This is a genomic window from Gemmatimonadaceae bacterium (assembly GCA_040882285.1).
Lineage (GTDB): Bacteria > Gemmatimonadota > Gemmatimonadetes > Gemmatimonadales > Gemmatimonadaceae > JACDCY01.
Genome location: JBBEBQ010000025.1, coordinates 213337 through 235753 on the forward strand (window position 1 = coordinate 213337; position 22417 = coordinate 235753).

Annotated in this window: 23 protein-coding genes and 2 tRNA genes; 16 read left to right on the forward strand and 9 right to left on the reverse strand. The window is 64.1% G+C overall.

The annotated features are described in order from the left end of the window. Positions 1–4 precede the first annotated feature (4 nt). The 12 genes from WEA80_12970 to WEA80_13025 all read left to right on the forward strand — a co-directional run bounded on the left by WEA80_12970 (position 5) and on the right by WEA80_13025 (position 10049). The gene (locus WEA80_12970) at positions 5–1168 is read left to right on the forward strand and encodes an acyl-CoA dehydrogenase family protein (GenBank protein ID MEX1187493.1); all 1164 of its coding nucleotides are present in this window, start codon (positions 5–7) and stop codon (positions 1166–1168) included. A 169-nt stretch (positions 1169–1337) separates the two neighbouring features. After that, positions 1338–2423, forward strand: a complete 1086-nt coding sequence (locus WEA80_12975; protein ID MEX1187494.1) for a Glu/Leu/Phe/Val dehydrogenase — start codon at positions 1338–1340, stop codon at positions 2421–2423. Continuing rightward, positions 2420–2911, forward strand: coding sequence for a ribose 5-phosphate isomerase B (rpiB, locus tag WEA80_12980; GenBank protein MEX1187495.1), 492 nt, complete (start codon positions 2420–2422; stop codon positions 2909–2911). The genes WEA80_12975 and rpiB overlap by 4 nt, the downstream gene beginning before the upstream one ends. Next, positions 2908–4203 carry a serine hydroxymethyltransferase gene (gene glyA / locus WEA80_12985; GenBank protein MEX1187496.1) on the forward strand — a complete coding sequence of 432 codons (1296 nt, stop codon included), beginning with the start codon at positions 2908–2910 and terminating at the stop codon, positions 4201–4203. The genes rpiB and glyA overlap by 4 nt, the downstream gene beginning before the upstream one ends. 9 nt (positions 4204–4212) lie before the next feature. Then, positions 4213–4599, forward strand: coding sequence for a Minf_1886 family protein (locus tag WEA80_12990; GenBank protein ID MEX1187497.1), 387 nt, complete (start codon positions 4213–4215; stop codon positions 4597–4599). 48 nt (positions 4600–4647) lie between these two features. Next, on the forward strand, positions 4648–6171 hold the full coding sequence (locus WEA80_12995) for an NAD(P)H-hydrate dehydratase (GenBank protein ID MEX1187498.1): 1524 nt from the start codon (positions 4648–4650) through the stop codon (positions 6169–6171). Next, entirely contained in the window at positions 6168–7127 is a 960-nt protein-coding gene (gene thiL, locus WEA80_13000) for a thiamine-phosphate kinase (protein MEX1187499.1), read from the forward strand. Before WEA80_12995 ends, thiL begins: the two co-directional genes overlap by 4 nt. After that, complete coding sequence (locus tag WEA80_13005; protein MEX1187500.1) at positions 7124–7864, forward strand: lysophospholipid acyltransferase family protein; 741 nt, start codon at positions 7124–7126, stop codon at positions 7862–7864. The genes thiL and WEA80_13005 overlap by 4 nt, the downstream gene beginning before the upstream one ends. A gap of 75 nt (positions 7865–7939) precedes the next feature. Continuing rightward, a complete protein-coding gene (gene eno / locus WEA80_13010) occupies positions 7940–9220 on the forward strand; it encodes a phosphopyruvate hydratase (protein MEX1187501.1) in 1281 nt (426 codons plus the stop codon). Between the two features lie 54 nt (positions 9221–9274). Beyond that, on the forward strand, positions 9275–9580 hold the full coding sequence (locus tag WEA80_13015) for a hypothetical protein (GenBank protein MEX1187502.1): 306 nt from the start codon (positions 9275–9277) through the stop codon (positions 9578–9580). 260 nt (positions 9581–9840) lie between these two features. Further along, positions 9841–9914: transfer RNA gene (locus WEA80_13020), tRNA-Met, on the forward strand. Positions 9915–9975: 61 nt separating this feature from the next. Beyond that, positions 9976–10049 (forward strand) — tRNA-Met (locus tag WEA80_13025). A 98-nt stretch (positions 10050–10147) separates the two neighbouring features. Here the strand turns inward: WEA80_13025 and WEA80_13030 are convergent. The 6 genes from WEA80_13030 to WEA80_13055 all read right to left on the reverse strand — a co-directional run bounded on the left by WEA80_13030 (position 10148) and on the right by WEA80_13055 (position 14553). Further along, a complete protein-coding gene (locus WEA80_13030; protein MEX1187503.1) occupies positions 10148–11422 on the reverse strand; it encodes a tyrosine-type recombinase/integrase in 1275 nt (424 codons plus the stop codon). Positions 11423–11880: 458 nt separating this feature from the next. Continuing rightward, entirely contained in the window at positions 11881–12270 is a 390-nt protein-coding gene (locus tag WEA80_13035) for a helix-turn-helix domain-containing protein (GenBank protein ID MEX1187504.1), read from the reverse strand. After that, the gene (locus WEA80_13040) at positions 12267–12443 is read right to left on the reverse strand and encodes a hypothetical protein (GenBank protein ID MEX1187505.1); all 177 of its coding nucleotides are present in this window, start codon (positions 12441–12443) and stop codon (positions 12267–12269) included. The genes WEA80_13035 and WEA80_13040 overlap by 4 nt, the downstream gene beginning before the upstream one ends. 124 nt (positions 12444–12567) lie before the next feature. Beyond that, on the reverse strand, positions 12568–13722 hold the full coding sequence (locus WEA80_13045; GenBank protein ID MEX1187506.1) for an AAA family ATPase: 1155 nt from the start codon (positions 13720–13722) through the stop codon (positions 12568–12570). Further along, positions 13719–14033 (reverse strand): hypothetical protein, encoded by a 315-nt coding sequence (locus WEA80_13050; GenBank protein MEX1187507.1) that lies wholly within the window; start codon positions 14031–14033, stop codon positions 13719–13721. The genes WEA80_13045 and WEA80_13050 overlap by 4 nt, the downstream gene beginning before the upstream one ends. A 193-nt stretch (positions 14034–14226) precedes the next feature. Then, the gene (locus tag WEA80_13055) at positions 14227–14553 is read right to left on the reverse strand and encodes a hypothetical protein (protein ID MEX1187508.1); all 327 of its coding nucleotides are present in this window, start codon (positions 14551–14553) and stop codon (positions 14227–14229) included. Positions 14554–14965: 412 nt separating this feature from the next. Here WEA80_13055 and WEA80_13060 point away from each other — a divergent pair, with 412 nt between their 5' ends. Together WEA80_13060 and WEA80_13065 are read left to right on the forward strand one after the other, a co-directional pair. Beyond that, positions 14966–16159, forward strand: coding sequence for a hypothetical protein (locus WEA80_13060; protein MEX1187509.1), 1194 nt, complete (start codon positions 14966–14968; stop codon positions 16157–16159). A gap of 387 nt (positions 16160–16546) precedes the next feature. Next, entirely contained in the window at positions 16547–16795 is a 249-nt protein-coding gene (locus WEA80_13065; GenBank protein MEX1187510.1) for a hypothetical protein, read from the forward strand. Positions 16796–17225: 430 nt separating this feature from the next. On the opposite strand, the gene WEA80_13070 is transcribed toward WEA80_13065, so the two are convergent. The 3 genes from WEA80_13070 to WEA80_13080 form a co-directional block, all read right to left on the reverse strand. Then, the gene (locus WEA80_13070) at positions 17226–17411 is read right to left on the reverse strand and encodes a hypothetical protein (protein MEX1187511.1); all 186 of its coding nucleotides are present in this window, start codon (positions 17409–17411) and stop codon (positions 17226–17228) included. A gap of 3 nt (positions 17412–17414) precedes the next feature. Further along, positions 17415–17600: a hypothetical protein gene (locus tag WEA80_13075; protein MEX1187512.1), complete on the reverse strand. Its 186-nt coding sequence runs from the start codon at positions 17598–17600 to the stop codon at positions 17415–17417. 266 nt (positions 17601–17866) lie between these two features. Further along, positions 17867–18769 carry a hypothetical protein gene (locus WEA80_13080; protein MEX1187513.1) on the reverse strand — a complete coding sequence of 301 codons (903 nt, stop codon included), beginning with the start codon at positions 18767–18769 and terminating at the stop codon, positions 17867–17869. Positions 18770–19035: 266 nt separating this feature from the next. Between WEA80_13080 and WEA80_13085 the strand changes: the two genes are divergently transcribed. Next, entirely contained in the window at positions 19036–19263 is a 228-nt protein-coding gene (locus tag WEA80_13085) for a helix-turn-helix transcriptional regulator (GenBank protein MEX1187514.1), read from the forward strand. A 38-nt stretch (positions 19264–19301) separates the two neighbouring features. Beyond that, a complete protein-coding gene (locus tag WEA80_13090) occupies positions 19302–22262 on the forward strand; it encodes a hypothetical protein (protein ID MEX1187515.1) in 2961 nt (986 codons plus the stop codon). The last annotated feature ends 155 nt before the right edge of the window (positions 22263–22417 follow it).

Sequence of the window (22417 nt, forward strand, 5' to 3'; positions counted from 1 at the left end):
CTTGATGCACGCCGCGCTGCACCCGCTGACGGAAGAGCAGCGCGAGATCCAGAACGTCGCGCGGGAGTTCGCCGCCGCCGAGATTGCGCCGCACGCAGAGCAGTGGGATCGGGATGCGATCTTCGACGAGTCCCTGGTGGGAAAGCTCGGCGCGCTGGGTCTGCTCGGAATGCTCCTGCCCGAGGAGTACGACGGTCTCGGGCTCGACACGAAGACCTACCTCATGGCGCTCGAGGAGATCGCCGCGGCGGACGCGTCGACGGCGGTGCTCATGAGCGTGCACAACTCGCTACCGACGCAGATGATCCTGCGCTTCGGCACGGACGAGCAGAAGCAGCGGTTTCTGCCGCCGATGGCGCGGGGTGAGCTGCTCGGCGCATTCGCTCTCTCCGAGGCGGAGGCCGGCTCGGACGCGGCCTCGCTCACCACCCAGGCAGTCCGCGACGGGGACGGCTGGATCCTCAACGGCACCAAGAGCTGGGTCACGGCCGGCAACCATGCGGGGGTGATAGTCGCGATGGCGCGGACGGACTCCGCCGAGATGCGGCGCGGCGCCCGCGGGATCGGCGCCTTCGTCGTGACACCGGATCTTCCCGGGTTCGGCGTCGGGAAGAAGGAGAACAAGCTCGGCCTGCGCGCGTCGCCCACGGTGCAGCTGTCGTTCAGCGACATGCGGGTTCCCGACTCGCACGTTCTGGGCGATCCGTCGCACGGCTTCATCTACGCGCTCCAGTCGCTGGACAACGGCCGGCTCGGGATCGCGGCGCAGGCGCTGGGAATCGCGCGGGCAGCGCTGGACCTCTCGCTGGCGTACGCGGCCGAGCGGAAGCAATTCGGCCACCACATCAGCGAGTTTCAGGCGATACAGTTCAAGCTGGCCGACATGGCCATGCGGGTCGACGCCGGACGAAGCCTACTCTACGCGACCGCCGACGCGAAGGACCGCGGCGAGCCGATCAAGCACTTCGGCGCGATGAGCAAGCTGTTCGCGAGCGAGACCGCCATGTGGGTCACGACCCAGGCCATCCAGATTTTCGGCGGTTACGGGTACGTGAAAGATTATCCGGTCGAGCGACTGTTCAGGGACGCGAAAGTGACCGAGATTTATGAAGGGACTTCCGAGATTCAACGGGTGGTGATCGCACGGGAGCTGTTGGGGTCCCTGTAAACATGGAAATCGTGACTAGTGACTAGTGACTAGTGACTGGTAACGGCGGAACAGAGGAGAAGCATTGGTTTTTTGTGGTTCACTAATCACTAATCACTAATCACTAATCACTAATCACTAGTCACTAGCCACTAGCCACTAGCCACTAGTCACTAGTCACTTCTTCTAAATGGAACTCTTCAAGACGATCCGCGAAATGGGCCACGAACAGGTGGCCATCTGCAGCGATATAGCGTCCGGCTACTGCGGGATCATCGCGATCCACGACACGCGACTCGGCCCGGCGCTCGGTGGCACGAGGTTCTGGAACTACGACACCGAAGACGAGGCGATCATCGACGCGCTGCGGCTCGCCCGCGGCATGACGTACAAGAGCGCGGTGGCGGGGCTGAACCTCGGCGGGGGCAAGTCCGTCATTCTCGGCGACAACAAGACGACCAACCGCGAAGCCATCTTCCGCGCGCACGGCCGCTTCGTTGACACGCTCGGCGGCAGGTACATCACCGCCGAGGACGTCGGCACGAGCCCGTCCGACATGGATTACGTCCACATGGAGACCAAGCACGTCGCCGGGCTCGCGTCCAAGTCGGGCGACCCGTCGCCCGTGACGGCGCACGGCGTCTTTCGCGCGATCGAGGCCGCGGCCAAGTACCGCTGGGGATCGACCGACCTGCACGGCTGCACCGTGTCGGTGCAGGGCTGCGGTCACGTAGGCCGCAATGTCGCGAAGGAGCTGCACGCCGCCGGCGCCAAGCTGATCGTCACCGACATCGATCCCGAGAAGGTTCGCCAGGTCGTGGCCGATACCGGCGCGACGGCCGTCGCGCCCGACGACATCTATTCGGCGAAGGCGCAGATATTCGCGCCGTGCGCGCTCGGCGGAATCATCAACGACGAGACGATCCCGCTGCTGCAGGTCGAGATCGTCGCGGGCGCCGCGAACAACCAGCTGCTGGAAGAGCGGCACGGTGACGCGCTCGAGGCGCGCGACATTCTGTACGCGCCCGATTACGTGGCGAACGCGGGCGGGGTGATCAACGTCTACAGCGAGCTCGCCGGCTGGGACCTCGAGCGCTCGTTCAAGAAGGCGGACGAGATCTTCGACACGGTGCTCGGAGTGTTCGAGCTCGCGAAGGCCGAGGGAATCCCCACCTATCGCGCCGCCGACCGCGTCGCGGAGCGCCGTCTCGGAGACCCGAGGGAAGTGCGCGCGTCCTGGGGCGAGTGGCCGCCGCGCAACGGAAACGGCTCGTGACGGCCGGGCCCGCAGTCCCCGACGGCGCCGGCGGAAGGGAGCGGATTCCCATCGCCGCCGACCACGCGGGATTCGCCATGAAGGAGCAGCTGAAGCGGGAGCTGGAAGCCCTCGGGTACGAGCCGGTCGATCTCGGCGCGCGGTCGGAGCAGGCGAGCGATTATCCCGAGTTCGCGCACGCCGTCGCGAAGCTGGTATCCAGCGGCGAGGCGCGCAGGGGCGTGCTCCTGTGCGGCAGCGGCATCGGAATGGACATCGCGGCCAACCGGCACTCCGGTGTGCGCGCGGCGCTCGCCTGGGAGCCGGCGATCGCGGAGCTGTCGCGGAGGCACAACGACTCGAACGTGCTCGTGCTGCCGTCAAGGTTCATGTCGGCGGACGACGCGGCCGCGGCATTGAAGGTGTGGCTGGAGACGGGGTTCGAGGGCGGCCGCCATCAGCGGCGCGTCGATAAAATCGAGCCGCCGCCGGAGGCGGCATCCAAATGACCGAGCGAAACGCCGCCGCCGGCGGCTCGCGGCTCGCCGCGCTGCGGGCGTACGATCCCGACATCGCGCGGCTCATCGTCGAGGAGACCGACCGCCAGCGGTACGGGCTCGAGCTGATCGCGAGCGAGAATTTCGTCTCGGAGGCTGTGCTCGAAGCCATGGGCACGCCGCTCACGAACAAGTACGCCGAAGGTCTGCCGTCCAAGCGCTACTACGGCGGCTGCGAGGTGGTGGACAAGGTCGAGCAGATCGCGATCGACAGGGTCAAGCAGCTGTTCGCGGCCGAGCACGCCAACGTGCAGCCGCATTCCGGCGCGCAGGCGAACGCCGCGGTGTATCTCGCCTTTCTCAAGCCGGGCGACAAGGTGCTGGGACTGGACTTGTCGCAGGGCGGTCATCTCACGCACGGCTCGCCCGTGAACTTCTCGGGTCTGCTGTATCACGCCGTCCATTACGGCGTGAAGCCTGAGGACGGCCGGATCGACTATGATCGCATGCGCGAGATCGCGCGGGCGGAGCGACCGCAGATGATCATCGCCGGCGCGAGCGCGTACGCGCGGATTATCGACTTCCCCGCGTTCGCCGAGGTCGCGCGCGAGATCGGCGCGAAGTTCGTGGTGGACATGGCGCACATCGCCGGTCTGGTCGCGACGGGACTGCATCCGTCGCCGATCCCCCATGCCGACGCGGTCACGAGCACGACGCACAAGACGCTGCGCGGTCCGCGCGGCGGGCTGATCCTGTGCAAGGCGGAGCACGCCAAGGTGGTGGACAAGGCGATCTTCCCCGGGACGCAGGGCGGGCCGCTGGAGCACGTCATCGCCGCGAAGGCCGTCGCCTTCAAGGAAGCGCTCGACCCGTCGTTCAAGGTCTACTGCGCGCAGGTGATCGCCAACGCCCAGGCGCTGGCGAGCGCGCTGATGCAGCGCGGCTACGACATCGTCTCCGGCGGCACCGACAACCATCTTCTGCTCGTGGACCTGCGCAACCGGAACCTCACCGGCAAGGTCGCGGAGCAATCGCTGGACAAGGCGGGTATCACGGTGAACAAGAACACGGTGCCGCGCGAGACGCAGTCGCCGTTCGTGACGAGCGGGATCCGCATCGGCACTCCGGCCGTGACGACGCGCGGCATGAAGGAGCCGGAGATGGAGCGCATCGCCGGGCTCATCGAGCGAGTGCTGGCCGCGCCGGACGACGATTCAGTGTGCAAAAAGGTACGGGCGGAAGTGCGGGAATTGACTGGCGGGTTTCCGCTCTATCCCGCATCATTTGTGTCGCAGGCAGACTAGGAGATCGCATTGGTAGAGCTGGCGTTTCGGGACGGGATCATGGACAGGATCAGGCTTCGGGAGCCGCGGTTCGAGGAGGGCGCGTACCTCTTCGTGCTGGCCGGCCTGGAGTTCTGTCAGTCCCGCCTGCCCGAGCGTCGCCATATTACGGGCGTCGAGCTGGCGCACGCCTGCCGTGATCTCGCTCTCAGGCGGTTCGGCGTGATGGCGCGGCTCGTGCTTGAAGGCTGGGGTCTGCGCAGCACCAGTGACATCGGCGCAGTAGTGTTCACGCTCGTAAGCGAAGGTCTGCTCCTCAAATCTCAGACGGATAACCCGGGTGACTTCATCGGCGTGTACGATTTCGCCGGCGCTTTCGAGCGCGACTACCCCTGGGGCTGCGCCAGCCCGGCATAGCTTTTTCGCCGCGGTCGCGGCGGCGTCGGCCGCCGGACGACGATTAACATGACGGTGCTCGTGACCAGCGCGGCGGAAGCGGCGGCGCTGGACGCCGCGACTATAGCCGCGGGCACGCCGTCGCATGAGCTGATGCGGCGCGCGGGCATGGCGGCTTCCGCGGAGATCGTGCGCCTGCTCGGCGAGCGCGCGAGCGCGGGAGTGCGGGTGCTCGCCGGCGGCGGCAACAACGGCGGCGACGGCTGGGTCGTAGCGGAAGACCTTGCGCGGCGCGGCATTCCGGTGGCCGCCGTCGAGATCGCGGAAGCGCGCACGGATGACGCGAAGGCGGCGAAGGCCGCGGCGTTGCCCGCGCTCGCCCGCGCGCAAGAACCGGGCGACGACGCGGCTATAGTGGACGCGCTGCTCGGCACCGGATCTTCCGGCGCGCCGGCCGGCGCGATCGGAGCCGCGGTGAAGGCGATGGCAAAAGCCCGCGCCGCCGGCGCGTACGTGATCAGCCTCGACCTGCCGAGCGGGCTCAACGCGACGACCGGCGCGCACGCGGGAGCGGTCGTCGCCGATGCGACGCTGACGTTCGGCACCGCCAAGCGCGGGCAGCTCATCTCGCGCGCGAGCTGCGGCCGGATCGTTGTGCTCGACATCGGGCTGCTCCCGCCGGACGCGGAGACGCAGCTCCCCGAGCTGCTCGGCGCGGGCGACGTGTATCCGCAGATTCCGCCGATTCCGGCGCGCGCACACAAGGGCACGCGCCGGAAGGTCGCGATCGTCGGCGGGAGCGAGGGCATGGCGGGGGCGGTCCTGCTCGCGGCGCAGGCGGCGTTCCGCAGCGGAGTCGGGCTGCTGCGCCTGTGCGTCGCCGAGGGGAGCGTGTCGGCGGTGCACGGCGCGGCGCCGGCCGCGCTCGTCACGGAGTGGCAGCCGGACGCGGAGTTCGACGACTCGAACACGGCCTGGGCGGACGCGGTCGTGATCGGGCCCGGCCTCGGCAAGACCGCGCGCGCGGCGCGCTTCGCGGAGCACGTCTTCAGGGGGCAGGCGAAGCTGCTCGTGGTCGACGCCGACGGGCTCAACATCTTCGCGCGCGACGCGAGCTCGCTGGTGGAGCTGCTGGACGGCCGCCCTTCGGTTCTCACGCCGCATCCCGCCGAGCTGGGCCGGCTGCTAGAGCGCGACGCCGGCGACATCGATGCCGCGCGCTTCGAGGTCGCGCTCGAGGCGGCGCGGTTTTTCGGCTCCGTGGTGCTGCTCAAGGGGACGCCGACCGTTATCGCCGCGCCGGACGGAGAGATCCGCGTGAGCGCGGCGGGCACGCCGGCGCTGGCTACGGGCGGAAGCGGCGACGTGCTCGCGGGGATGATCGGCACGCTGCTGGCGCAGACGGGCGATCCGTTCGCCAGCGCCAGCGTCGCGGCGTGGATCCATGGCCGGGCCGCCGAGCTCGCCACCGGGGAGCGGAACGCGCGGGGGACGACGCTGGACGACGTGCTGCGTAAGCTGCCCGATGCGTGGCAGCCGGTGAAGGAGACGCTCGCGCCCGGCGTGCTGGCCGAGCTGCCGGCGATACGATGACCAGGCGCGAGGACAATCGCGGGCACATCCCGCTCGGCCCGGGCGGCGAGTTCGACATCGTGCGCCGCATGCTCCAGCGCTGGGGCGACTTGGCCAGAAGCATCGGAGACGATGCCGCGATCGTGCAGCTGCCGCCGAGTGGCCAGCTCGTGGTGAGCACGGACACGAGTGTCGAGGACGTGCACTTTCGCAGGGAGTGGCTCACCCACGCGGAGATCGGCTACCGGGCCACGGCCGCGGCGCTGAGCGATCTCGCCGCGATGGCGGCGAAGCCGGAGGGTGTCTTTCTCGCGCTGACGCTCCCCGAGACCGACGTGCCCCTGGTGGACGAGCTCGCCGACGGAATCGGGGAGTGCGTCGCATCCGCCGACACTCTGGTCCTCGGCGGCGACGTGACGCGGGGCGGGAAGCTCTCGCTGACGCTGACCGTCCTGGGCACCGCGATTGCTCCGCTGCTGCGCAGCGGCGCGAAGGCGGGCGACCGCGTGTACGTCACCGGACGCCTGGGTGGACCGTTGGGCGCGCTGCGCGAGCTGCGGGAGGGGCGAAGCCCGGACCCCGCGCACCGCCGGCGCTTTGCGCACCCCGTGCCGCGGCTCCGCGAAGCACGCTGGCTCGCGGAGCGGGGGGCGCGCGCGGCGATCGACATATCGGACGGGCTCATCGCGGACGCGCGGCATCTCGCCGTCGCCAGCGGCGTCACGCTGCACCTGCGCGCCGAGAGCGTTCCCGCGCTCGCCGGAATCAGCTCCGACGACGCGCTCGCGAGCGGGGAAGAGTACGAGCTGTTGGTGACGTCTCCCGCTCCGCTCGATGCCGCCGCGTTCCGGAAGGAGTTCGGCCTGGAGCTGACGGAGATCGGCGAGACACGCGGTGACGAGGCGGACGTGGTATTGACCGCGGCCGGCCGCCGCGTTGCACCGCCCGCGGGCTACGATCACTTTACGGCGCAGTGAGACTGATACTCGTCGCGATCGCGGCGCTGATCGCGACGCCCGCGCTCACGCTGCTGCTCGTCATCGCCAAGCTGCTGCGCATCCCCGATCGCGCGGGCTCGGTGTACGACGGCATCCCGCGCTGGTGGGCGAAGACACTGCTATGGGTCGCCGGCGTGGGCGTGCGGGCGAGCGGCACGGAATTCATCACCGGCGAATCGCCCCGGATCTTCGTGGGAAACCACGTGAGCTGGTTCGACGTGCTCGCGGCCGCGGCCGTGCTCCCCCGCGGCAAGTACGTAGCGAAGGCGGAGCTGCTCCGCGTCCCCGTGTTCGGGCAGGCCATTCGTTGGATCGGGATGATCGAGATCGAGCGGGAGAACAGGAAGGCGGCGTTCGAATCCCTCGAGCGGGCCGCGGCGAAGATCAGGGCGGGGAACCCCGTTGTCATGTTCGCGGAAGGCACCCGTGGCGAAGAGTACGCGTTGCGCCCGTTCAAGAAGGGGCCGTTCGTCCTCGCGATCACCGCGGGCGTCCCCGTAGTGCCGATGGTCATCTACGGCACGATCGAGCGCATGCGCCGCGGGAGCTGGAAGATCACTCCTGGGACAATCGAAGTAACTTTCCTCGAGCCGATCCCGACGACCGGCTACACCTACGATGACCGCGGCGAGCTGGTAGAGCTGGTGCGCTCGCGGATGGCGGAGGTGCTGCGGGAGCGATACGGAGTCGAAGGCGAGCTAGCAGCTGGCAGCTAGCAGCTAGCAGCTAGCAGCGTACTGCAGTTATCAGTTACCAGTCACTAGCCACCAATCACCAGTCACTTCTGTTCAATGCCTACCATCGTCGACATACGCGCCCGCGAGATCCTGGACAGCCGCGGCAACCCCACCGTCGAAGCCGACGTCACGCTCGCCAGCGGCGCGTTCGGGCGCGCGGCGGTGCCGAGCGGCGCTTCCACCGGCGAGCACGAGGCGCTGGAGCTGCGCGACGGCGACGACGAGAGATACGGCGGGAAGGGAGTGCAGCAGGCGGTGCAGAGCATCGTGGAGCGGATCGCGCCGGCGCTCAATGGCATCGCCGCGGCCGATCAGATCGCGATCGACCGGCTGATGATCGAGCTCGACGGCACGCCCAACAAGGGCAAGCTCGGGGCGAACGCGATCCTCGCGGTGTCGCTCGCGGTCGCGCGCGCGGCCGCGGAGGATACGGGGCTGCCGTTGTACCGATATCTCGGCGGCCCGATGGCGCGCACGCTGCCGGTGCCGATGATGAACATCCTGAACGGCGGCGCGCACGCGACGAACACCGTGGACCTGCAGGAGTTCATGATCGTGCCGATCGGCGCCGACACGTTCGCCGACGCGCTGCGCATGGGTGCGGAAGTATTCCACTCGCTGAAGAAAGTGCTTGTAAAGCGGAAGCTGTCCACGGGGGTCGGCGACGAGGGCGGTTTCGCGCCCAATCTGGAGAACGACGAGGACGCGCTCCGCGTCGTCGTCGAAGCGATCGAGAAGGCCGGTTACTCGCCCGGCACCGAGATCGCGATCGCGCTCGACCCGGCGGCATCGGAGTTCCACAAAGCCGGGAGCTACACCTTCAAGAAGAGCGGTGGCGGGAGCTACGACGCGGACGGGATGATCGAGCTGTATGCTGGCTGGCTCGACAAGTACCCTATCGTCTCGATCGAGGACGGGCTCGCCGAGGACGATTGGGACGGCTGGGCCAAACTCACGGCGGCACTCGGCGACCGCTGCCAGCTCGTGGGCGATGACCTGTTCGTCACGAGCACGGAGCGGCTCGCGCGGGGAATCGAGGGCGACGTCGCGAACGCGATTCTCATCAAGCTGAATCAGATCGGCACGCTCACGGAGACGTTGGAAGCGATCGAGCTGGCGCGCGGCAACGGCTACCAGTCGGTCATCTCGCACCGGTCGGGCGAGACCGAGGACACGTTCATCGCCGACCTCGCGGTTGCGACGGGCGCGGGGCAGATCAAGACGGGCTCGGCAAGCAGGACAGATCGCGTCGCCAAGTACAACCAGCTGCTGCGGATCGAGGAGCAGCTCGGGCCGCTGGCGGAGTATCCGGGCGGAGCGGTGTACGGACTTTGAGCTATTAGCTATTGGCTATTGGCTTTTGGCTAACAGCTCCCTGGGCATCGCGTGATGCGTAAGCCGCCGTGGGCGCGGGTAGCGCTGCTGCTGTTTCTGGGGGGCGCGCTGTACTTCGCGATTCAGGGTGGGGAGTACAGCACCGCGGATATCGTGCGGCAATTCGTAGCCAAGCGGCGGATGCAGGCCGAGGTGGATTCTCTGCGGCGGCTGGTGGATTCGCTGGGGAAGACGCTCGAGGCGATCGAGACGGATCCGGCGGTACAGGAGCGGATCGCGCGGGAGGAGTTCGGGATGGTGCGCGGGGACAAGGAGCTACTGTATCGCTTCGCGGAGCCGGATAGCGTGGCGGTGCGATGAACTACAGGATCGGGTAGACGGTTGTTGGTTGTAGTTAATGGGTTAACAACTGGCCTTGAGTTAACGGTTATGGGTGGCGGCGCGGATCCTAACACCGGGCACCGGCAACCAGTCGTTAACCAAGCACCAACGACCTTTCACCTGTCACCCATACCTGTATTGCCCGGCAAATCGGCCCTGAAGGCCGCGTTCGCTGCAACCAATTAGCTACTCACCGTAGCTTGACCTTGATGCTCGATCAGGCCATCTTTCATATCTATCGCGGGGTGGAGCAGCCTGGTAGCTCGTCGGGCTCATAACCCGAAGGTCGCGGGTTCAAATCCCGCCCCCGCTATGCGACAACCAGCGGCCGGTCCGAAAGGGCCGGCCGTTTTTGTACCGCCGGTCTCGATCACGGCAGCGTAGCTCAGCTGGCTAGAGCGCACGACTCATAATCGTGAGGTCGGGAGTTCGAGTCTCCCCGCTGCTACTCCGATCAAGCGAAAGCCCCGTCACCACTTACACGGTTGACGGGGCTTTCTTCTGACACCGTAGGCATTAGGTCGGTGTCACTGGTGGTGTCAAAAGCTACGCACTGCGTAGCAATTCGAGTTTCGGCGCTAGCTTCTCGCCGTGTTGCTCGACGCGGTACTCCACGGCCTCAGTGCGGTGCCTCACGTCGCCCATGTGCCCGTAGACTTCGTCAATGAGGGTGACGCTGCTGTGGCCCATTTCCTTGGCTACCGTGAAGTGCGACACGGGCGCGCCATTGTCGATCGTCTGGAGCCGGGCGCTGCAATACGTGTGACGGAATCTCTTGGACCGGATCTCCCCACGCTTCCATCCCGCCCGCTCCGCTACAGCGTCCAGCACCTTGCGGAAGTCTGTAAGCATTGCGGGCCGGCCGTCGCTGCCGAGCTTTGGGGAAGGGAACAGCAACCCGCCGACACGGGCCGATGATTTGAGATAGTCACGGAGTATCGCTTCGAGCTGCGGCCAGAGCGGGATGGTGCGGTGCGACTTCTTTGTCTTGAGACGCCGCCATTCGTTCGGTCGGAACGTCACCGTCTTGCGATCGAAGTTCACGTCGCCGACTTCCATCCCTAGCACTTCGCTTTCCCGCCCGCCCGTAAGCAGATACGTCGCTACCAGCGGGTAGATAAACGTCATGGAGAGAGTCGGGAGCTTTGGCTCGAACGTGCGAGCCGACTCCAGGAGCAACGCGGCCTCATGGACTTCGAGCCATTCCGCTTCCGCGGGCTCGCCGTGCGGTTTGTCGCGCATCAGGGCGCACGGGTTGTAGCCGACCGGGAGCCGGCCTTCTGACTGAGCGTGTGAGAAAACGTTCGACAGCACGCTCAGGTGGTGCCGCACGGCCCCGCCCCCGAGTGTGCCGCAACCCTCCTTGCAGCGCCCGCCGCATCGGCCCGCGCAGCGGCCGTTGGACCGCTCAGAGAGTGCAGCGGCCCACTTCTGGACGTCCAGCACTTCAATTGACGCCAAGTCGCGATCCGCGCCGAAATACTCGACGGCGAGCCGTAGCATCCGCTCGGTGTCTGCGAGCCACGTCACCGAATACTTGCCCGACTTCGCTTTACGGACCAGGTGATGCGCGACGTACTCTGCGAGCGGGACCGCTGGCCTCCTTCCGAAGATCCCGTCACGCTTCCCGCTCGTCAGCTCGCCTAGGCGGCGTGCGACTAGCGCTTCGGCTATCACGCTGTCAGTCGTGGCTCGCTTCTCACCGGGCGGCACCAGTGGTTCCCGCTTCCCGCCCATGTCCCGGAAATCCGCGTATGCCCGCCGCTCTCCGCCCCGCTCGCGCCAGTAGATGCGCGACTTTGCTTTCTTGCGCTTTGGCATCGTTCCTCCGTTTACGCCTTGGTTGGCCGTGTGTGCCGTAGTGCGTCACTGCTAAGGGTGCGTCTAACTATACGGCTGGCGTATAGCGACGGCAAGTAGGCAGGGGGTAGGATTGGCAAAGACGCCCGTTTAGGCGTATAATTAGGGCCATGACGCCCGTAACTCTCCGCATTCAAGAGCTGCGCGAAGCCAAGTCTTTGAGTCAAAGCGAGCTGGCCCGGCTGGCAGGGGTGCGGCAAGCCACTATCTCAGAGATCGAAGCGAGAAAGACGCGCCGTGTGGCATTCGACGTACTAGAGAGGTTAGCCGCTGCCCTAGGTGTCGATCCAGGCTTCCTCGTGGTGCGGACGAAAGCGACGCGCAGGAAGTAGCCCATGCGAAGGCTCCAGTTCGCGGGGGGCGGTCGGCGGCAATGACTGTCAAGCTGTTCTCGCGCAAGCCAATGTCATGCACACGGGCTAACGCGCCCCCGCTGAATGCTTTCGCCATGCGCCTAGATCGGCCACCTGGGCGGTAGTGCGTGCCCTTGGTGCGATGTACTGTTCCCGCTGCCGGTCCTGCATGGCCTCGATCGCGGCGGGCGGGATGCGCCACTCAGTGCCGTGCAGCTTGTACGCGCCGGGCAACTCGCCCCGAGCGAGCCATGTGCGAACGGTCGACGACCCCTTCCCGAATCGTGCGGCGAGCTGGCCCACCGTGAGATCGACGCCGGGAGTAGCCGTGTCGGCGCTGTGCGCCTCGCTGCCGCCGTCATCCGCTGCTAGGAGTCCAGCTAGCCACTCGACCGGCACCGTGGCTGTTGGCGGGGCAGCAACTACGAGCGCGGAGATTGCATCTCTCAGCGTCATAGTGCCCCCGGATCGGTGCCGTTTGGCACCACGCGCGGCACCACGCACGCGCGCCCCGCGTGCGCGCCATAGGTGAATCTCGGCATCGACCCCACGACTAAAGAGCGTGGGACTCGTGCGAACTCGCCCCGCTTCTTCTCCCACCGCTCGATCACGTCGCGTATGGCGGTCACGGCGCCTGCATCCTTTCGGTTCCCGCGAATGTGACACCCGCACAATCCTGGGAACCGGTAGATGCGGTCCCTTCGCTGTATCGGTTCCCGAGCGGTTCCGCCCCCGTTCCCAGCGGTTCCAGCATCATTTCTCTGCTCTCGCGGTGTCGGTCGCTCCCTGTTTCCGCGTCAGCTCGTAGAGTTGGCGGGAACCGGCGCCGCGCGCCTGTACCAGTCCTTGGGCGCGGAGATCGCGGAGTTCCGCGAGCACCCGATCCTTTCGGGTTGTCAGTAATTCAGCCAGGGCGGTCGCGGACGCCGCTTCATGCTCCAGCTCGGCAAGGATGCGCGAGCGGAGCGGCATGGGGCTATCTCCAAGCGCGTACCGGTCGCCGTCGAACGCGAGCCTCAACTTCACATCGACGTTGCGGCCCCGCCCGATCAGCAGCCTTCTCCCGTCATCGCGTGAGTCGTCGTCATAGTCGGCATCGAACCCGTCGTCGGTATCTGTTGGCTGCTTCTGCCCCTGCCGGCGAAGCGTGATAGGCAGGTCAACGCAAGCGCCTAGCTCGATGCCGCCGCGGTACTCACGACCGGCCTTGGTCGTGTGGTATTGAAGGATCAGGGCAGCGCCCGTTTCTCGAACGGCCTCGATGTACGGCCAGAGGAAATCGGCAACCGCGTCGTTGTTGTTCGCTGAGTCGATGCGTCCGCGCCAGAGGCGGGAAAGCGTGTCAACCACGCAAACGTCAGCACGGGCCGCTTCGATCTCCGCTCGCATTTCCTCCGCGGTTGGACGCTCGGGCTGCACCGTCACCGCGCCCGGGTCTGCGCCGTATCTCTGAAACCGCCTCACCGTGTCGCTCACCGGTTCGTCGATCGCATACCACAGCGTCCGGAACGGGTCCAGCACTTGGCCGAGAAACTCCGTGCCGCTGGACCCGGCCGCGATTGCCTGTCCCAAGAGTGTGCTTTTGCCTGTCTTTTCCCTCGCGCTTATCAGCGTCGTGCTGGCATCGTAGGCGAGCCACGGAATGATCGCCCTTGGCGGGATTAACAGCTCTGGCATCGCGTACAACTCGCCCAACATGAACGGCGCGGGCCGCGCGCGAGGACCGAGCCGGCCGACCGGACCGACTCTCGGACTGGATGATCCGGACCCCTTGGTGATCTCGAACACATCTTCTTCACTAAGCGGACGGAAGTGCTTGGCGCGGTCTGTTTCATCGCGGGCGCTCATGGTGACCCGTTCAACCTGCGCGATCGCCTCCGGCGTTCCGGGCTTCACGGGCGCCGTCATGCGGACCTCTGCGCTGCGGCCTTGTCCAGTTCGGTCATCGCTTCTCGCAGCGCCCCTGACGTGCCGGCCGTCACCGGCATGGACGACAGCCCTATCCAGCGCACCGCGTCAGCGGCCAAGAACTCGATCTTGCGGACCCGGTTCGCGTTGAGCTCGCAGTAGGTCAGCATGGCCGCCCTGGCTCTCGGCCAGCCGTACTGCTCCACCATCGGCTTCATCGCCTTCACGAAGTGGTCGAGCGCGATGCGACGAACCTGCTCCTTCCAGATTACCGCGCCCTCCGCGGCCCATGTCGGGATCTTTCGCGGCATCAGGCGGCCCTCGCTGCGTCGAGTTCGGCCCACGTCTGTAACAGCGGGACCACGGGCAACTCGAGCCGTCGGACGAGGTGTACGATCATTGCGCGATCGGCGTCACCGAGCCGATGGGACTCACGCGCCAGAGTTATGGATTGCTCACGCGGTTCGTTCTCTGACGCGGAGAGGTATAGCGATACGCGGGGATTCATCTCGCCTCCGTCGTATCTGCGCCGACAATCCGGGCGACCCGCTCTTCGATGATGTCTAGTTCGGCCAAGCTCAAGCTGATGCCGTCTCGCGAAATGGCGAGCACTCCAGGCGCCTGCTCGTGGTAGATCCGGAAGTGGATCGCGATGTCGCCGCGCCCGCGTCGGAAACGCCCGATCGTGACGCACGGACGCTTACGCGTTCGCAGGCCGGGTGGAGAGAAGATCAGCTTGCTTCCGTCAGTCGTGCGAAAGCCGGCCCAGCTCGTTACCGGCTGAGCCTCTCTGGCTGGCAAATCGTCTGTCCTGCGTGTAAATTCTTCCATGCGAGCACTCTTGTTGTCGGGCCGGTCAGGGCCCGACTGTGGTATGTGAACCGCTGCCGATCTCGGTGGCGGTTTTGCTTTATCCGCTCCCGCGTCCTACGCTGGCCGCGGTGATCCCTCCACCTTCTTGCGCCGGCGCTCTAGGCGGCTGACGCTCTCGGCGGTCACGAACCACCGCCCGTCGCGTTGCTCTCCCTCCAACTCGCCACGTAGCACAGCATCCCAGGCCGCGCCGTAGCGGACAGCCAATCGCTGGGCCGCCTGCGTCAGGGGGATCACCTTCTCGCTGCTCGTCGCCATCGCCCGCTCCTTCAAGTAGGGGTCTCTTTCTTTTTACGTTCGCGAACGATAAGTTGCGGCGCTTACTTGCCGCCCCGGCATCCAAAAACAGCAGGCCTTGGCAAACATGTAAATGGGATACATCGGCCGACGAACTAGCACGACGGATGACCCGCTGGAGTTATATGAGCGCGAGAAGGCGCGCGCTGTGCACAAGGGCGCGGCTCGGGTACTTAAGAAGGCGGCAACCAAAGGGCTGAAGGGCCAGGGCCACGCTGTGCACAAGGGCGGCTCAGCGGCGCGGCCAGCTCGAACTCGCGAACTCACCTGGCTTGACACGGCGTTCCGCGTTCACGATCCGCTAGCCGTTCAACGCATCCTGTGCAAAGCGCTCGAGCAGCGCCCTTACTGCGTCGAATGGAACCCTCGCCGCCCGCAGAAACGGCGCCTGCAGGCGGTATGGTGGCAGAAGAGGACCAAGGCACGCGAAGCGGAGGCGCGAGCGGAGGCGCGCGCGACGGGCAGGCCATTTCTTGCCGTCATCGACGACTTCTGCGGGAGATCGCTATGCGCGGAACTCGATCGCGCAGCGAAGGACTTCGGACTGTCACTGACCACGCTGCGTCGGCTCGTCCGCGGCGAGGCAAAATCGCTGTCCTGGATTTTTGCCGAGCGCCTGAGGAAACGACTACTCCCAGAAGAATGGGCGAAGTTGGAGGCGGCGCTCCTCTCCCCAACTGCCCGAAAGCTCCTCGATGGTTATGTGGACTACATCGCGGGCGAAATCAAGCGCTACACAACCCAGCCACCGCGGCATCAGTTCAGATTGTCCTTGACGACAATGGAGCGACGGGAGGTGACGGAATTCGAACGGAAGGCGAAGCTGCTAGGAGCCCCGGCGACCAGGGCACGACTCGCGAGCTTACGGGTTTGGGACGCGATCGTCCGATGGGAACCGCTCTGCGCTAACCTTCTTGCGAATGACGCTGCGGCCGTGAACAGTCGGGAGCGCTTCGTGAAAGCAGGCTTCGGTCGCGAACTCGCCATTCTGCGAGCCGAAATGCGGCTCTTTCGAGGGGCGGCGCTGGCTCCAGTCGGCCGGGGGCCAAGCGCACGGAAGGGGAGAGAAGGCGCCGCGCGGGCGAACCCGATGCTCATCACGGACCAAGATTGGCTTAGAGCCAGTAGATCCAGAGAGTTTGGGGAGAAGTCGTTCTACAACGCGCTTCCCCCCGAGGCCCGCAAGAAAGCCCGCCGCGAAGTGGCAGCGTGTCGGGCAAGGAACCGGAAAAAGGTTGGACGTTCGGAGAGTTTCAGCGTAGACTAGCTGAGTGCTGTTGCGCTAATAGTAGCGAACAGCTTACTCGGCTCCGGCGCTTACGTCGCCCAGGCCTGAGGAATGCGACGACATAGCTCTGTCCGGGAGAAGCGAGCCCCGTCCATGTGACCTACAACTGGTCTACCTGGGCGGGATTTTTGTTTCCGAGTGGTCGGTCGCCTGCACGGATGGAGTCGAGCCAAAGGCACGTTCTGAAAGTTTCGCGAGGGATCGCGCATGAGTGGAAATCGGGGAAAAACCGCTAAAAAAACCGCTACATCCAGGCAGCTCGCAGAGCCGTCGCCTCGATCAGGAGTCCGGTTGCCTCTTGGCGCGCATCCAGGAAACACTGGCGGGAAGAAGGGCCGCAGTGGTCGCCCGACGACGGCATTCAGAGTGTTCGTCTCCCAGCTCAGGCAAAACCCCAAGGTGCACGAGGCGCTCGAGGAAGCAGCGACGGACTCGAATTCAAGGCATTTCAAGGCCGCCCTCGACGTAATCGTGCGTTACGACACCGACGCCCCCGAGAACGACCCGCTGCCCGTCCTCACGAAGGAGCAGCTCACCGAGCGGATCGTGAACATCCTCCGCGTTGCCGCCAAGCGGCGGAAGGCAGCTGCGATGGATGGTTCGCAAGTCACCTAGGACACTGAAGGCGATCCCTCCGACGAGGCCGAGAAGACAAATCGGGTCTCGCGCGGATAGCGGCTCCTATAGGTGCCGAGCGCCGACTGAAAGTCAGGCCACCCAGGTTAGTCGTCGGCATAGGCCTGCCTTGGCACCAGTATACTTGACGCAGCTAAAGCGGAGACATGTTTGACTCTCCCCCCGCTCTACGGTTAGCGCCGTGGCAGAGGCGGAGCAACCGGACGCGAGCCCGTCACGGACTCGACGGCTTGGGCAGTTTCGCCGGCCCGTGCACGCTCGGCCATTTCGGCCTGAGAGATCGCGCCCTTCATTTCCGGGCGCTTGCGGTTAGCGGTGGGGAGTTCCTTCAGCCGCCGGAGGATGGCGGCACGTCGATCGGGGTCGGTGGTGCGGTTGAGGTCAGCAAATAGCTGCTGGCGCTCTTCGGCTACTCCGTCGGTCTCGTTCCGTAGATCAGCCGCATCGTCCCGTCCGGCATCTTCGACACTATCGAAGGTGGGCATGGGCGGCCGCCGCACATCGTCATCTGCATCTTCTCCGCTCCGTCCTTCTCGTAATAGAAGGTCTTCTTCACCGTAGTTGTATCGCGACCCTTCTTCTTGAACACGGCCATCGCCTAGTCCTCGCTCGCCCTGCGGCGGTTTAACTCTCGCCGTGGCGTCGGAAGCGGCTCCGGATGGTCTGACAACATCCGGTCCTCGCGCTCCAGATACTCCTCCACCGGCGTCCGGCCGTTGATCATCACGCCCTTCTTCGACGAGTCGGGGCTCGGCTTCGTTGTTGTTCCACTCTGCGTATCCATTCGCTACCACCTTGTCGTGCTTTAGAGCATCGAATGTGCCGCGGGATGCTTCTCACATTTCAACCGAGCTGGGCAAGCAGCGATTCGCATACATCCCCCCGGACCGGCATCGGTACTTTGAGGCGGAAAATCTCTTCGGTCAGTCGATGCCGTCTCCCATGCCATCGACTGACCGAGATATACGTGACGCGGGGAACGCCTACGCGGTCGGCCTCTCGGGATCGGGGTTTCGGCGGTGAATCTGTCCATCCACGTATTTGCCCATTTTATCCCTCGTCGCTCGCCGAGCCCGAGTAGACAATGTCGCCCGTTGCCTTGGAGATCATGATGATCTCACTACTCCTAAACCCCAACACCTGCTTTGGCAGGATATACGCGATCCACGGATCTTCGGTATGTGACCCGTAGATGAACGGCTCTCGCGTACCACGTTCCCTGAGCTCTTGGCGGTCAACCACATCGCCAATCCCCGCTGCATCTACGAAACGCTCGTTGGGTTCCGCAAGGAATCTCTCTGCAATATCGCGAGCCTGCTCGCGGGTCACCCGCGGCCGCAGCGTCGCGTGCGCCTCGATAATCGTTTTCCGGCACTCCATCTCCAGCGTCCAAAACGGGGCCTGTAGCGCCAAAAAACTTTCGTTCTCGAGTATTGCGAGCCGTTCATGGTACTGTGCTTCAAAGTGCGCCGGCGGGTGGAACGCTCTAGCCGTTTCCCAGAATCGTTCCTCTCGGTCCACGAGGGCGGCGGCTAGCCCTGCCGATTCGCCAACCCAGCCAAGAGTGTCCGCGATGTTCTTGAGGAGATTCGGCACAGCTTCGCCGGCTGGGATGCGGGCACGGGCGACCCACGCAAGGTTAAAGAGCCACCGCCGGATGGACGACTGAGGGTGAGCCAGATTGCCGGTCAGAGTTCGAAAAGCCTCGCCGCCACCAGGCTCTATCAGCTCTTGGCAGAGCCTCCAGGGAAGAGATTCAAGCCACGGAATCGGGCGACGTTCAGCCGCACTAGCACTACGCTCGGCGGCAGCCCACGCGAGAGCAGTGAACTCAGTTCCGTGTTCAGCCGCAGCAAGCACACATGCGTAGGCAAGAGAATCAACCGATCGGGCTAGCTGCGCCTCGGGGCTGGTTTGAATTACCTCGTCGCGCCACCTGATGGCGAGATCCACGAATCGACGCTGAGGTTTCACTGCGCGCACTCCCTGTGCTGGCTGCCGGCGCGTTGCGATAGTCCGGCGTGCTCCTTCGCCACTCGATCTGCGGCAATCATACGCCGAATCGAGCGGCACTGGCTCTCAACGCTCATCGGGATAGCGGTCATCTTCCAGCGCGCGGTTCGCCCTCGGTCTCAGCACAGGGAGGATCACACCCACTAATTCGCATGACAAGTTAACATGGTAGATTCTCTTCGGCCAGAAAGCGCATTTACCGCGCAATGTCTGGCCTCCAAGTCGCCTTCGGTGCGACCATTCGACAACTGCGGGAAGAACTCGGCTTATCTCAGGAGAAGCTGGCGCAACGCGCCAAGGTTTCTCGCAACTTCTGGGGGTCCGTTGAACGAGGGGAATCGAGTATTTCGATGGATGTAGCAGAACGCTTCGCCAAAGCGCTCGGACTATCTCTTTCCGAGTTGATCCACCTGTCAGAAATTCGCCGAAGGTGAACCGCACAACCTTACTTCCCTCCGACGGCTAGACAACGATGGCGACCACGGAACACACCCTCAACGATGCCCTTGCCGCGGTTCTGAGAACGACGCGGCGAGCGTGGGCCAATTCGGAGGTTGTGCGTTCGGAAAACAGCGGAATGCTGATCGGCAGCACGGCGCGGCCAGACATACTCGTCTTGGAAGCGAACGTCTCTCCCGTCGTGATTGAAACTGAAGTGTTTCCTGCGACGACGGTTGAGAGTGAGGCGATGGCGCGCCTCGGAAAGGACGTCACGAGTACTGGCCGGACCATCCTTTCCTCTATCGCCGTCCGCCTGAACAAGAATCTGCGAAAGAAGCAGGGTATTGGCCTCAGCAAGGCACTGGTTGCGGCGCGCGACATCGAATTTGCCTTGTACACCGGAACTTCAGCTGCGGGCTGCGTTCGCTGGCCTGCGAACGGCTGGCTTCGTGGCAGCGTTGGCGATCTGTCCACGCTGACCCAATCAGCGTCGGTTCCCCCTGAGGTTGTTGAGCGCGCAGCGGACCAACTGGTGTGGGGAGTGTCGGCAGCCGCCGGAATTTTGGCGGAGATTGCCAGCTCTCATCCGAGCGCTGTCCACAAGATAAGTACAGAGCTTCGTCAGGAAGATGGGGAGCAAACGAGACGGATGGCGATGACCATCCTTGCAAACGCCTTCGTGTTTCAGGAAACGTTGGCAGGGGGACCTGGCAAGCTGTCTTCGATCAATTCGCTCGACGAGTTGCGTAGTCGCCGCGGCGGTCTGACGAAGAGGACCGTCTTGGCCGAATGGCAAAAAATCCTGAAGGTCAACTATTGGCCGATTTTTGATATCGCGCGGCGAATACTTGAGGATATTCCGGCCGTGGAGAGCATCCCACTAATTGACCGCTTGGTTACAACTGCTGACAATCTGCTAAAGAATCGCTTGATGCGATCCCACGATTTGACCGGTGCCGTTTTCCAACGTCTTATCGCAGATCGGAAATTTCTTGCAGCGTTTTATACGCGGCCCGCATCAGCCGCTCTTTTGGTGGACCTAGCGATCACAGCGGATCAGCCGCCGGGAAAGGAATCGTGGGCCAATGTCCCCGATGTTACCGCGCTACGCGTGGCCGATTTTGCTTGCGGGACCGGTACGCTCCTTTCGACGGTCTACCAGCGAATGGGCCAGCTACACGAGTTGGGCGGAGGAGATGCCGAACAAATTCATCCCGCGATGATGGCCAATGCGCTGATTGGGTGTGACGTGCTGCCGGCAGCGGCGCACCTGACCGCATCTATGTTGGCCGGGGCACATCCGACCGTCACATATGAGCAGAGCTGCATTATGACGGTCGCCTACGGGAAGCAGCCAGACGGACGTGTTGCCCTCGGGTCATTGGATTTGCTAGACGAGCAAGGGAATCTTGATATCCTCGCCGTCACTGCCAAGCACGTTGAAGGAATGGGCGAATCAGAGAAGGATGTCTGGCTCTCCCTGCCGCACGCATCGTTTGATGTTGTGATTATGAACCCGCCGTTTACGAGAGCGACGGGTCACGAGGGAGAAAAAGTGGGCGTTCCGAATCCCATGTTCGCCGCCTTCAGTTCGACGAAGGAAGAGCAGCGTCTCATGGGTGAAGCGACCAAGCGCCTTACGGAAGGGACGAGTGCGCACGGCAATGCCGGCGAGGCCTCAATCTTCTTAGTGTTGGCGGACCGTAAGCTCAAGCAGAACGGAGCGTTGGGATTGGTCATGCCTCTGAGTTTGATGTCTGGAGATGCATGGGAAGACTCTCGCAACCTGCTCAAGAGGAACTACGCCGATCTAGTACTCGTCTCGATTGCGGGAGGCCAGAGCGAAGAAATGTCCTTTTCGGCCGATACGCATATGGGCGAATGTCTCGTAGCGGCACGCAAGTCGAAGGCGGGAAGCGCTCGTGCCACGTTTGTCGTGTTAGCCGCCCGACCCGAATCGGCGTTCGTGGGAGCTGCCACAGCGAAGCAAATTCGAGGATTGGTTAACGCGAAAAATCCTCGGCGGCTCGAGGACGGGCCTATTGGCGGGACTTCTTTGTATTTCGGCGATGACGAAATAGGACAAGCGTTAAACGCGCCGCTTCCGGTCGCCGGAGGGTGGAATCTCGCCCGAATAGCGGATCTCTCTCTGGCCCAAACCGCATACCAGCTAACGCATAAACATCGAGTGTGGCTGCCATCCATGATGGAAGCGGATGCTTTGGAGATACCGGTGTCGACAGTGGGCGTAATAGCTGAGATCGGCCCATATCACATGGACATAAACGCAACAACTTCTACCGGCGGAATTCGCGGGCCGTTTAAAGTTTCCAAAGTTAAGCCCGGAGCTGCTCCGACCTACCCGGTGCTCTGGGCTCACGACGCGACTGCCGAGCGGAAGATGGCGTTCGATGGCGACTCGGAGGGACGTCCCTTGCCGGGGAAAACCAAAGCGGATCGTGAACTTGTCGACGAGAAAGTCGCTGCAGTTTGGGCGACCGCCTCACACTGTCACTTCAATCGCGATTTCCGGTTCAATAGTCAGTCCACCGCAATGCAGTTTACGATGCGCAAAACGATTGGCGGCCGTGCATGGCCCTCGCTCTTGCTAGCGTCTACGGACCAAGAGAAAGCATTAGTGCTTTGGGGAAATACGTCTCTGGGACTCTTGTTGCACTGGTGGCACGCCAACAAGCAGCAGTCGGGAAGGGGTAGCATCGGCGTATCAGCACTCGAAACACTTCCAACGCTAAACGTGAAAGCGCTTGATCCAAAATGCTTGACCCGGGCTGCGAGTCTGTTCGATGCATTGAGCGCGGAAGATCTACTGCCCTTGCACGAAATCGATCGTGATCCCGCGAGGCGTCAACTTGATGACCGATTCGCGCTCGATGTTTTAGGGTTGTCGGGTGAGGTTGTTGCTTCCGGCGGTCCGCTCGAACTGCTTCGCCTAAAACTCTCCCGCGAGCCTTCTATCAGGGGCGGCAAGTAAGGCCGTGCAGCCACCCAAATCCACGAAACGATATGCTAACTAAACGCCGGTTACCTTTATGATTCTCGCGCCAGGGGTCCGCGCTGCGTCTATGCGCGCAGGAATTCTAGCTTCAATGACGCGGCTTGAAAGATTGCTCTATGCAGTGGATCGCG